The organism is Aestuariivirga sp. (assembly GCF_044239095.1).
Classification (GTDB): Bacteria; Pseudomonadota; Alphaproteobacteria; order Rhizobiales; family Aestuariivirgaceae; genus Aestuariivirga.
Genome location: NZ_JBIICB010000132.1, coordinates 1 through 11032 on the forward strand (window position 1 = coordinate 1; position 11032 = coordinate 11032).

11 protein-coding genes are annotated in these 11032 nt (G+C 62.6%); 4 read left to right on the forward strand and 7 right to left on the reverse strand.

Annotation, left to right across the window (positions count from 1 at the left end; translation table 11 throughout):
* From nusA to lnt, 6 genes are all read right to left on the reverse strand, one after another.
* Window positions 1-1399, reverse strand: a 1399-nt coding sequence (nusA, locus tag ACILRA_RS12815; RefSeq protein WP_395662486.1) for a transcription termination factor NusA, incomplete at its 3' end; no start/stop codon positions are given.
* The gene (rimP, locus tag ACILRA_RS12820) at window positions 1392-2000 is read right to left on the reverse strand and encodes a ribosome maturation factor RimP (protein WP_395662487.1); all 609 of its coding nucleotides are present in this window, start codon (window positions 1998-2000) and stop codon (window positions 1392-1394) included. The genes rimP and nusA, both read right to left, overlap by 8 nt.
* Window positions 2001-2136: 136 nt before the next feature.
* On the reverse strand, window positions 2137-2736 hold the full coding sequence (locus tag ACILRA_RS12825) for a tRNA (guanine(46)-N(7))-methyltransferase TrmB (RefSeq protein WP_395662488.1): 600 nt from the start codon (window positions 2734-2736) through the stop codon (window positions 2137-2139).
* Window positions 2737-2786: 50 nt separating this feature from the next.
* A complete protein-coding gene (metK, locus tag ACILRA_RS12830; protein ID WP_395662489.1) occupies window positions 2787-3983 on the reverse strand; it encodes a methionine adenosyltransferase in 1197 nt (398 codons plus the stop codon).
* 95 nt (window positions 3984-4078) lie between these two features.
* Window positions 4079-4480 carry a helix-turn-helix domain-containing protein gene (locus tag ACILRA_RS12835; RefSeq protein ID WP_395662490.1) on the reverse strand — a complete coding sequence of 134 codons (402 nt, stop codon included), beginning with the start codon at window positions 4478-4480 and terminating at the stop codon, window positions 4079-4081.
* 180 nt (window positions 4481-4660) lie between these two features.
* Complete coding sequence (gene lnt / locus ACILRA_RS12840) at window positions 4661-6232, reverse strand: apolipoprotein N-acyltransferase (protein ID WP_395662491.1); 1572 nt, start codon at window positions 6230-6232, stop codon at window positions 4661-4663.
* A 66-nt stretch (window positions 6233-6298) separates the two neighbouring features.
* On the opposite strand from lnt, the gene ACILRA_RS12845 reads away from it, so the two are divergent.
* Both ACILRA_RS12845 and ACILRA_RS12850 read left to right on the forward strand, forming a co-directional pair.
* Window positions 6299-7102: an Asp/Glu racemase gene (locus ACILRA_RS12845; protein ID WP_395662492.1), complete on the forward strand. Its 804-nt coding sequence runs from the start codon at window positions 6299-6301 to the stop codon at window positions 7100-7102.
* On the forward strand, window positions 7102-7698 hold the full coding sequence (locus tag ACILRA_RS12850) for a DUF1989 domain-containing protein (RefSeq protein WP_395662493.1): 597 nt from the start codon (window positions 7102-7104) through the stop codon (window positions 7696-7698). The genes ACILRA_RS12845 and ACILRA_RS12850 overlap by 1 nt, the downstream gene beginning before the upstream one ends.
* Before the next feature lie 4 nt (window positions 7699-7702).
* On the opposite strand, the gene ACILRA_RS12855 is transcribed toward ACILRA_RS12850, so the two are convergent.
* Window positions 7703-8812: an NAD(P)/FAD-dependent oxidoreductase gene (locus ACILRA_RS12855; RefSeq protein ID WP_395662494.1), complete on the reverse strand. Its 1110-nt coding sequence runs from the start codon at window positions 8810-8812 to the stop codon at window positions 7703-7705.
* Window positions 8813-8884: 72 nt separating this feature from the next.
* Here ACILRA_RS12855 and doeA point away from each other — a divergent pair, with 72 nt between their 5' ends.
* Together doeA and speB are read left to right on the forward strand one after the other, a co-directional pair.
* Window positions 8885-10066: an ectoine hydrolase DoeA gene (gene doeA / locus ACILRA_RS12860; RefSeq protein WP_395662496.1), complete on the forward strand. Its 1182-nt coding sequence runs from the start codon at window positions 8885-8887 to the stop codon at window positions 10064-10066.
* A gap of 8 nt (window positions 10067-10074) precedes the next feature.
* On the forward strand, window positions 10075-11032 hold a 958-nt coding region (gene speB, locus ACILRA_RS12865), incomplete at its 3' end, for an agmatinase (protein WP_395662495.1).

Consider the following 11032-nt stretch of genomic DNA (forward strand, 5'->3'; position numbering starts at 1 on the left):
CAAGGTCCTCGATCGACTTGATGCCCGCTTCACCCAGAGCCACCATCATGGCGAGCGTCAGGCCTTCGATGTCCTTCAACTCGTCCAGCACGCCCAGTTCGACGCGGCGTGCATCGAGTTCGGCAGTCTCGCGATCCAGGAACTCACGGGCACGATTTTGCAGTTCTTCCGCCGTCTGCTCATCGAGACCCTCGATCGAGGCGATTTCACGGAGGTCGACGTAGGCCACTTCGTCCACAGTGGCAAAGCCCTCGGATGCGAGGAGCTGCGCCAAGGTCTCATCGACGTCGAGTGCGGAGACAAACAGCTCGGTCCGGGCTGCGAACTCCTTCTGCCGGCGTTCGGATTCCTCCGCCTCCGTCATGATGTCGATGTCCCAGCCGGTAAGCTGGGAGGCCAGACGCACATTCTGCCCGCGCCGCCCGATGGCAAGCGAGAGCTGCTCGTCCGGCACCACCACTTCGATCCGTTCGGACTCTTCGTCGAGCACGACCTTGGTGACTTCGGCAGGCGCCAGCGCGTTCACCACGAAAGAGGCGACGTCCGGCGTCCACTGAATGATGTCGATCTTCTCGCCCTGGAGTTCATTCACGACGGCCTGCACCCGGCTGCCGCGCATGCCGACGCAGGCGCCAACGGGATCGATGGAGCCGTCTTTCGAGCGCACGGCGATCTTTGCCCGGCTGCCAGGATCGCGTGCAACGGCAACGACCTCGACGACACCGTCATAGATTTCCGGCACTTCCTGGCCAAACAGGCGGGCCATGAATTCGGGATGCGTCCTCGACAGGAAAATCTGCGGACCCCGCTGCTCGCGGCGCACGTCGTAGACATATGCACGTACACGATCGCCCGGGCGGAAGGTTTCACGCGGCAAGGACTCATCGCGGCGGACGATACCTTCCCCGCGGCCCAGATCCACGATCACGTTGCCATATTCCACCCGCTTCACCGCGCCATTCACGATCTCGCCGATGCGGTCCTTGAACTCGGCATACATCCGGTCGCGCTCAGCATCGCGCACCTTCTGGACGATCACCTGCTTGGCGTTCTGCGCTGCGATCCGGCCGAATTCGATGGGCGGCAGAGATTCGGCGATCTGGTCGCCGACATTGGCGGCAGGGTTCCTGCGCTGTGCCTCGGTGAGGCTGATCTGGGTGGCATCGTTCTCCACCTCCTCAACAACAAGCAGCAGGCGCTGCAAGCGTGTCTCACCGCTCTTGGGGTCTATCTCGGCCACGATCTCGTTCTCAGCACCGTAGCGCGCCTTGGCGGCCTTCTGGATCGCCTCTTCCATCGCATGCAGCACGACGGATTTATCGATCGACTTCTCGCGCGCCACAGCATCCGCGATCTGCAGGAGTTCGAGCCGGTTTGCGCTCACGCCATAGTCAGCCATTGTCTTCGCTCCTCTCTTGCGAAATCTGGTCTTCGTCGATCTCAGCGCCGTCGCCATAGCCCTTGGCGGGCAGGCGGCTCTTTGCGGCCTCGATCAACTGGTCGGTCAGAACAAGCTTGGCATCGGAAATGTCGGCGAATGGAACCCCGATCAAAAGAGGTTCCTTGGCAGCGCCTTCAGGGTTCTCGATGAAAAAACGTACCTCGCCCTCGTGGAAACCCTCGAGATTGCCCTTGAAACGCTTGCGGCCGGCCACGGGCACCGCCATCTCGATCTTGACCTCATGGCCTGCCCATGTCTCGAAATCCGATGCCCGGACGAGCGGACGGTCGATGCCGGGGGAAGAGACCTCGAGGTGGTAGCGGCTGGAGATCACATCCTCGACGTCGAGCAGGGGCGACAAGGCCCGGCTCACTGCCTCGCAATCGTCAATGGTGAATGTACCGTCCGGCCGTTCTGCCATGATCTGCAGCGTCGGCCCGCTCATTTTCACGCGCACGAGCCGGAAGCCCATATCGGCCAGAACAGGCTCGGCCAATGCCGCCACCCGCTGTGCTGGGCCCGTCTCGCGGGCAAGTCTGATCTCTGTTCCGGTCGTCATCGAAGCCCTTTCAGGCAACAAAAAAAGCGGGCCCCGGACCGGGACCCACTCGCGATTTCCACTTTCGTGGTTATGTGAGTGAACCTAAGTTGGACGGCATATAGTCTTTTCCGGCCCCGTCCGCAAGGGGTGGTGGTCAGAACCGCCGGAACCGCAGATAGCTGGACCCCCGCCCCTCTCGCCGGGCCTTGGCCTCGTAGCGGGTCCGGATCCAGTCCTCGAAGGGTTGGGTGGGATCACCTTCCTCGGCGAAGCCACCGCTTTCCTCGACATGGCGCCTTGTCCACGCGACATAATCCCCGATGTCACTGGCAAAAAGGAACAGGCCGCCGGGCTTCAGCACGCGGTGAAATTGCGAAAGGGTCTCCTGGCCCACGAAACGGCGCTTGTTGTGCCGGGTCTTGGGCCACGGATCGGGGTAGAGCAGATAGATGCGTTCCAAGCTCTCGCCGGGAAGCGCCTCGAGCAGGGGCCGGGCGTCACCGTCGTGAACTCTCACATTGGTGATCGCATTTTCCTCAAGAAGGGCAAGCAGCTTGGCCACGCCGTTGACGAATGGTTCCGCCCCGATGAAGGAGACATCGGGGTGAAGTGCCGCCTGATGGGCCAGGTGTTCCCCGCCGCCAAAGCCGACTTCCAGCCAGCGCCGCCCGGCCAGGCCTGAAACCGGCTCGTCCAGCGATAGCTTGAGATGGGGAAGCAACTGCTCCATCAGCCCAGAATGATGACGGCGCAAGGATTTCCCCTTGCGCCGCCCATAGAACTGGAAGCGTGTTTCGGTGCTGATCACTTCACCGCAGCTTTGAGCTTCTTCACGAGGTCGGTTCTCTCCCAGGAGAACCCGCCGTCCTTGTCCGCAGCGCGGCCGAAATGGCCATAGGCCGCGGTGCGCGCATAGATCGGCCGGTTGAGGTTGAGATGCGTGCGGATGCCGCGCGGGCTCAAGTCCATGACCTTTGACAAGGCCTTCTCGAGCTTGGCCTCCGCCACCTTGCCCGTGCCATGCGTGTCGACATAGATCGACAAGGGCTGCGCCACGCCGATCGCATAGGAAAGCTGAATGGTGCAGCGTTTCGCCAGACCCGCGGCCACTACATTCTTGGCAAGGTAGCGCGCAGCATAGGCAGCCGAACGGTCAACCTTGGTGGGGTCCTTGCCGGAAAAGGCGCCGCCGCCATGGGGTGCCGCACCGCCGTAGGTGTCGACGATGATCTTCCGTCCGGTCAACCCCGTGTCGCCGTCGGGTCCGCCAATGAAAAATTTGCCGGTCGGGTTCACGTGCCAGACAGTGTCCTCGGTGATCCAGCCCTTGGGCAACGCCTTCTTCACATAGGGCTTCACGATCTTGAGCACGTCCTTCGACGACAGGCTCTCGTCAAGGTGCTGGTGGGAGACGACGATCTGGCTGGCGCCGACGGGCTTGCCATTCCGGTAGATCACGCTCACCTGGCTCTTGGCATCAGGCCCCAGCGCCTTTTCCTTGCCACTGTGGCGGGCTTCTGCCAGCAATTTCAGTATTTTATGGGAGTAATGGAGCGGAGCCGGCATCAACTCCGGCGTCTCGTCGCAGGCATAGCCGAACATGATGCCCTGGTCGCCTGCACCCTCTTCCTTCTTCTCGCCCGCGGCATCCACGCCGGCTGCGATATCAGCCGACTGGCTATGGAGAAGGATGACGATCTTTGCGGTCTCCCAATGGAAGCCCGACTGCTCGTAGCCGATGTCCCTGATCGCCTTCCGGGCTGCCGCATCAATCTTGTTCTTGGTGACCGAGGCAGGTCCACGGGTCTCGCCCGCGATCACCACGTAATTCGTGGTCGCCAGTGTCTCGCATGCCACGCGCACAGACCAGGGATCGAAGCCCTGATCCAGAGCCTCCCGATAGAACAGGTCAACGATTTCGTCGGAAATCCGGTCGCAAACCTTGTCCGGATGACCCTCGGAAACCGATTCGCTGGTGAAGACAAAATTCTTGCGTGACATCTGGACTGGTGCCCCCCTTTACTCGGCAGTCGCGCTTTTTGGCAGCGTTGTGAACACTGGTCAAGCTGACTTGCCAGAGGGGCACCGTCCTGTGCCTACTCCTTGGTTTCCGCGATAACGCGGGCAATCGTGGAGATCAGCTTCCGCTTGTTGACGCTGTCAGCGTCACGGAAAGCCTTCGCCAGCGTCACGCCTTCAACGTTCATGAGGGCAGACAGCACTGCATCTTCCTCACGCGCCTCTCCAAGCCCGCCGTGCTCCTCGACGCCCGGCAGTTCCTCAAAGAAGAACTGAACGGGTACGCCCAGAATCTTGGCGGTAAAGTAGAGGCGGCTGGCGCTGATGCGGTTCGCACCCTTTTCGTACTTCTGCACCTGCTGGAATGTGATGCCCAGCAGTTCTCCCAGCTTTTCCTGGCTCATGCCAATAAGCTGCCGGCGCATGCGGATACGGCTACCAACATGCACGTCTACGAAGTTCGGATCGCGTCTTGTCATGTTTTCCTCAGACCTGATGCCCCCCGGTCTGACACCAGATGCTGAAGCGGAGCCGAATGTCATTGCTGCGGCCACAACGTCTGGAGTAGTTCCCGCATAATATACCTAATCCCTGCGCGCAATTGCTTTTCCCCTGAAACCGGGCCGCGCCCTGCAAAATTTGCAAAATGACGACTCGCGTCAGCGGCCACCCGTCAATTTCAGGATGATAGCACTACCTGATGTTGCGACAAGCAATAAAAGCAAAAGCCAGTCACCCCATCGGCCATAAGCGGTCGGGGCAATCGCCGCGGGAAGCAGCGAATCGATCACGCCCTCCTCCATCAGCGGCAGCCGATGAAGATAGCGGCCGTGCGAATCAATGACCGCAGATATCCCCGTGTTCGCGGCGCGGATGACGGGCAGACCCTGCTCGATGGCGCGGAGGCGGGACTGAGCCAGATGCTGCCATGGCCCGGTGGAGCGGCCGAACCATCCGTCATTGGTCACATTGACGATGATCTGCGGCCGGTCAGCCGGGTCGATGAGCCGGTCCGGAAAGATCACTTCGTAACACACGAGCAGCGCTGCCTTGAGGCCACCCGGCAGCAGAATGCTCACCGGTCCCTCTCCTGCGGTGAAATTGCCCGGGGTACGGACAACCTTGCGGAACCCGAGCGGCTCCAGGAGCCATGCAAGGGGCAGGAACTCACCACCCGGCACCAGCCGCCACTTGTCATAGCGCGCGGCGGGCTCGCCGTCGCCATCGAAGACGATGATGCTGTTGAAGACATCCGCGGCTTCCGCGCCATCGCGGTTGACGCGGATCGACCCCGTGACCAGCGCCGTGCGCCCGCCCAACATGGGCTGGAGTTCCGCTCTCGCCACCGGGCTCTCGTCGATCAGGAAGGGCACGGCCGATTCGGGCCAGACCAAAAGGGTAACTCCGCCAATGCCATCCGGCCTTTCCCCGGTGGCCATGGTGGATAGCTGCTTCAGTTGATCGAATATGGCTCGAGCGTGATCTTCCCGCCATTTCTGTTCCTGCGGCACGTTGGGTTGCACGATGCGGATCGCAACGCCCGCAACCATGTCTCCGGTTTCCGATGCCAACCGCATCTCACCCCATGCCCAAAATGCGGGCATGAGAAGGCCTATGCACATGGCTGCGAGCAGCTTGCCACGCGCCCGGTCCGATAACAGCACATAGGGGAGCGAAGCCCAGAGCACGATGACCACGGTCAATCCCGTCATGCCGATCAGCGAGGCGAGTTGTGTCAGTCCGCCCATGCCATCCGCCAGGAGCCCCGGCACCGCCCAGGGAAAGCCGGTGAACAGCCTGCCGCGCAACCATTCGGCGAGCCCAAGGGCTGCGGCAAAGGCCAGCACCAGGTCGAGGCCATCCGGGGAGAGCCGCTTCGCGGCCATGGCGGCAAGGCCCCAGTAGATGGCCATGCCGCCCGCCAGTGCACCCAGCATGAACGGCATCATCCAGAGATAGGTCTCCGCCTCGACCAGAAAGGCAAATCCGATCCAGTGGAAAGCCACTGCGAAGTAACCCAGCCCGAATAGCCACCCCGCCAGGAAGCTGCCACGCCAACTGGCGGATTTTCCTGATGCGAGCAGGGCAAGGAACAGCGGAAGCCCAACAAAGGCGAGAGGCCATGCGCCCAGCGGCGGCAGCCCGAGCGCCACCAGCGCACCTGCGGCAAGGCTTAAGGCACGGCGCGCCCAGGGACTGAGTTCCGCGATATGGTCAATCAATCGAATCATGCGGATACTGACTATAGGAGGAGGCCCCGATCTCTGATACGAATCGCTTGTTCAGGGAGAACCCATATGAATGACATGGCACCGGCACGGCCAGATGACGGCATGGTCCTGATCGAGCACCTGCCCTTTGAGACCGATGACGGGATTGCCAGCCGGGCCCGCCTTGGCCTGCTGGTACTCGCCACCGACTTCACGATTGAGCATGAATGGCGCGCAATCATGGCGGGGGTCCCGGGGGTCGCCCTTTATGAAAGCCGGATCCTGAACGATGCCCAGATCACGCCCGAGACACTGCGGGCCATGGAACCGAGGATCGCAGCTGCAACCGACGTGATCCTGCCCGGATACCCACTGGACGTTGTCGCCTATGGCTGCACATCTGCCTCGATGGCGATCGGCGAGGAGAAAGTGTTCGAGCGCATCCGCTCGGTCAGGCCCGGCGCCAAATGCACGACACCCATCACCGGCGCGTTTGCAGCTTTCCGGACCCTGAAGGCCAGCCGCATCGGCGTTCTCACCCCCTACCGCGCCGACGTGAACCGCATCGTGGCGGACTATATCCGGGCGCGAGGCTTCGAGGTTCCGGTATTCGGTTCATTCAATGAGCAGGATGACGGCAGGGTGGCGCGCATCACGCCCGCTTCGATAAAGCGCGGTGTGGAAACCATTCTCTCACATGCGAACGTCGATGCCGTATTCGTCTCCTGCACCTCCGTCAGGCTCGCTGAAGCTGCCCGCAGCATCGAGATGGAAACCGGCGTGCCCATCACCTCCTCCAACCATGCCATGGCCTGGCATGCGCTGCGGCTCGCAGGTGTGAACGATTCAATGCCGCAATGGGGCCGGCTGTTCGAAATGCAACTCGCCTGATGCAGGAGATTCACCGCGAGAGGATCCCCCCGCGCGCTCCCTGGAGCCGCGTGATCAGCAAGGGCCAGACGCTGCGCATCATCGACAGTCACGGCCAGCAGGCGGTCGACTTCCTTTGCTACAACGCGCATGATCCAGAAGAGCGCTACCACGCGCCCAACACCCTCAAGAAGGCGGGCCGTATCCTGCTCACCACGGGCGACGTGCTCTATTCCGACCGGGCGCAGGCGCTCTTCACCATCACCAGCGACAGCTTCGGCGGTCATGACACGATCGGGGGTTGCTGCTCCGAGCCGTCGAACCAGATGCTGTATGGCGTACCAAACAAGGGATGCCGCGAGAACTTCCTTGCGGCGCTCAAGCCTCACGGTCTCGGCTGGCGGGACATCGTGCCAAACGTCAACTGGTTCATGACCGTTCCAGTGGGGGCCGCGGGTGACGCGGCGATTGCGCTCGGCTCCTCGAAACCGGGCGAACAGGTGGACATCCGCGCCGAGATGGATGTTCTGGCCGTCATCTCCAATTGCCCGCAGGTTCTGAACCCCTGCAACAACTTCAATCCGACCGGCATCGAGGTGGTTGTTCTGGAAGCCTGAGGCCTCAGGCCGGCGCCGTTCTGTCCAGGAACCGGCGCGGAGAAATCTCCGAAAGCGTGAGCCCTTCGTCCATGATGTCGGAGGGGGGCGCCTCGCCCAGCACCAATGCCGCCGCGAGGCGCGAGAGTGCTGGTGAGGACTGGATACCGTAGCCACCCTGTCCGACGAGCCAGAAGAACCCATCCTGCTCCGCATCATGCCCGACGACGGGATTGCCATCCGGCGCGAAGGAGCGCAGGCCCCCCCATGTGCGCTCGACCCGGGTCACCTGATGATCGACGGCCTGCGCGAAGCGCTCGATGCCTTCGGCCAGTGTCATGTCGTCGGCATAGGCGTCATGCGGATCGACGGGGGTTGCATCGGCGGGCGAGATCAGGAGCTTTCCCGACTGCGGCTTGCAATACCATGTCTCGCCCACATCGCCGACCATTGGCCAGTGCATGATGTCCGCGCCCTCCGGGCCCTGGACAAGGGCGATGGAGCGCCGCTTTGGCTGAAGACCGATGCTCTTGCGCCCCGCCATGCCGCCGACCCTGTCTCCCCAGGCGCCCGCCGCATTGACGATGATCCTTGCCGAGAGCGTTTCGCTGCCAGCCTGCACAGTCCATCGCACCCCCTTCTCCAGCGCGCTGACCGGCCGCTCACACCGAAGCACGCCACCGCGCTGGCGGAAGAGCCTGAGATAAAACTGATGCAGCAGGTCGACATCGATGTCGGCCGTGCCGGGATCACGCACAACACGCTTGGCATATCCGTCCTTCAGCAACGGAAACCGCGCCTTGGCAGCGGCGGGAGAGATCTCCTCCATGCCCTGCTGCACCGCCATGAGCCCCGCGAAAGCCTGCTCCTGCCAGGGAGGCATGAAAAACAGCGTCTCGCGCGGCGTCAGATATCCACCCTGCTCGAAGTGGGCGCGTGACGCGCGGGTCAGTGCAAGGATCGAAGGCGGCCCGTAATTGGGTTCATAGGCCGCGGCAGACCGGCCCGTGGTGTGATAGCCTGGCCGCTCCTCCATCTCGCAGATGGCAACGCGATGCGCCGCTGCGAGATGGGCCGCCACGGAGGCTCCCGCAATGCCGGCGCCGATGACGATGATGTCGAATTCTCCGCTCATGGCACCAGATAAGCGGGGCACTGGCCCTTGCGCAAGATCGTCCAGCTGTTCCATCATGACGCCATGACTGAAATGAATGGCGTATCCCTCCACTTCCCCCTCACGGAATACCACCGCCGCATCGCCCTGACACGCAAGGCCATGGCGGGCCGGGGGCTTGACCTCATCATCGTGTCCGACCCATCGAACATGTCCTGGCTGACCGGTTATGACGGCTGGTCTTTCTATGTCCACCAGGCGGTGCTGCTGGGCCTTGAGGGTGAACCCATCTGGTGGGGCCGCGGCATGGACGCCCAGGGCGCCAGGCGCACCGTTTTCATGCACCCCGACAATATCGTGGGCTATGACGACATCTACGTGCAGAACCCCAAGAAGCACCCGATGGAGCAGCTCTCGGGCGTGATCGCGGCGCGCGGCTGGTCAACGGCGCGGATTGGCGTCGAGATGGACAACTACTGGTTCTCGGCAGCCGCCAACGAGACACTCCGCAGCCACCTCGGCAATGCCGCCTTTTCGGATGCGACCGGACTCGTCAACTGGCAGCGCATCATCAAGAGCAGCCATGAGGTGGAGTTCATCCGGCGCGCCGCCGCGATCGTGGACGCCATGCACGCCAAGGTCATCGAACTCGTCGAGCCGGGCCTTCCGAAGAATGTCCTCGCCGCCGAAATCCAGAGGCAGGCAATCCTCGGGGCAGGCGGGCACTGGGGCGATTATTGTGCCTTCGTGCCCATGCTGCCGTCGGGACTCGACGCCACGGCACCCCATCTCACCTGGGACGACCGGCCCTTCAAGAACAATGAGGGGACCTTCTTTGAACTCGGCGGCTGTTACAGGCGCTATCACGCGCCCTTGTCGCGCACGGTCTACCTCGGCAAGCCGCCACAGAAGTTCCTGGATGCCGAAAACGCCGTTCTGGAGGCGACGGAGGCCGGTCTCGAGAAGTGCCGTGAAGGCATCACCTGCGGCGAAGTGGCGGAGGCCTTCTTCGGTACGCTGCAAAAGCGCGGTTTCAGCAAGGATTCGCGCGCCGGCTACTCGATCGGACTCTCCTATCCGCCGGATTGGGGTGAGCGCACGCTGTCGATCCGCCGCGGCGACACGACGGTGCTCGAACCCAACATGACGCTGCATTTCATGCCGGCGCTTTGGCTGGACGATGGCGGTCTCGAGCTGTCGGAAACAATTCTCATCACATCAAGCGGCGCCGAGTGCCTGTGCAAGACGCCGCGCAAGCTTGTCATCAAGAACTGAGGTAGATCATGGCTCCTTTCAACAAACCGGTATCGGGGCTCGTCACGCCACGCTTCGGCGGTATCGCCACGTTCATGCGGCTGCCGCACGTGCCACTCGATGAGGCACAGGGCATCGACATCGGTATCGTCGGCATTCCGTGGGATGGCGGAACAACGAACCGCCCGGGCCCGCGCCACGCCCCGCGCCAGATGCGCGACATGTCAGCCATGGTCCGGCCCATGCACCAGACCATGAAGATCATCCCATACGATCTAGCCAATGTGGCCGACCTCGGCGATTGCCCGGTGAACCCGGCCAATGTCGAGGACACGCTGAAGCGCGTGGAGACGTACTTCAAGAAGCTTGTCGGCATGGGCATCCGCCCGCTGTCCGCGGGCGGGGATCACCTGTGCTCGCTGCCGGTGCTGCGTGCGGTTGGCGAACGCCAGCCCGTGGGAATGATCCACTTCGACGCCCATACCGATCTCTATGACGGCTATTTCGGCGGCTTCAAATACACCCACGGAACGCCCTTCCGCCGCGCGATCGAGGAGGGCGTGCTCGACCCAAAACGCACGATCCAGATCGGCCTTCGCGGCTCCATGTACGACCTCGACGACTTCGAGTGGGGCGAGAAGATGGGCGTGCGCCTCGTGCGCATCGAGGAGGCGATGGAGAAGGGCCCGCAGGCCATCATGGCAGAGGCCCGGAGCATCGTGGGCGATGGCCCCACCTATGTCAGCTTCGACATCGACATGCTTGACCCCGTCTATGCACCGGGAACGGGCACGCCGGAAGTCGGTGGCTTCACAACATTCCAGGCCCAGCAAATGCTTCGCGAACTGCGCGGCCTCAATATCGTCGGCGCAGACGTGGTGGAGGTTTCGCCGCCATTCGACGCCTCCGGCGTCACCGCGCATGCGGGTGTCACCATGATGTTCGAGATCATGTGCTCGATGGCGGAGGACGTGGCGCGCAGGCGCG

Bases quoted from the DNA above. Each gene is read 5' to 3' on its own strand.
- rimP (WP_395662487.1), bottom strand. From the start codon at position 2,000: ATGACGACCGGAACAGAGATCAGACTTGCCCGCGAGACGGGCCCAGCA.
- metK (WP_395662489.1), bottom strand. From the start codon at position 3,983: ATGTCACGCAAGAATTTTGTCTTCACCAGCGAATCGGTTTCCGAGGGT.
- ACILRA_RS12835 (WP_395662490.1), bottom strand. From the start codon at position 4,480: ATGACAAGACGCGATCCGAACTTCGTAGACGTGCATGTTGGTAGCCGT.
- lnt (WP_395662491.1), bottom strand. From the start codon at position 6,232: ATGATTCGATTGATTGACCATATCGCGGAACTCAGTCCCTGGGCGCGC.
- ACILRA_RS12845 (WP_395662492.1), top strand. From the start codon at position 6,299: ATGAATGACATGGCACCGGCACGGCCAGATGACGGCATGGTCCTGATC.
- ACILRA_RS12850 (WP_395662493.1), top strand. From the start codon at position 7,102: ATGCAGGAGATTCACCGCGAGAGGATCCCCCCGCGCGCTCCCTGGAGC.
- ACILRA_RS12855 (WP_395662494.1), bottom strand. From the start codon at position 8,812: ATGAGCGGAGAATTCGACATCATCGTCATCGGCGCCGGCATTGCGGGA.
- doeA (WP_395662496.1), top strand. From the start codon at position 8,885: ATGAATGGCGTATCCCTCCACTTCCCCCTCACGGAATACCACCGCCGC.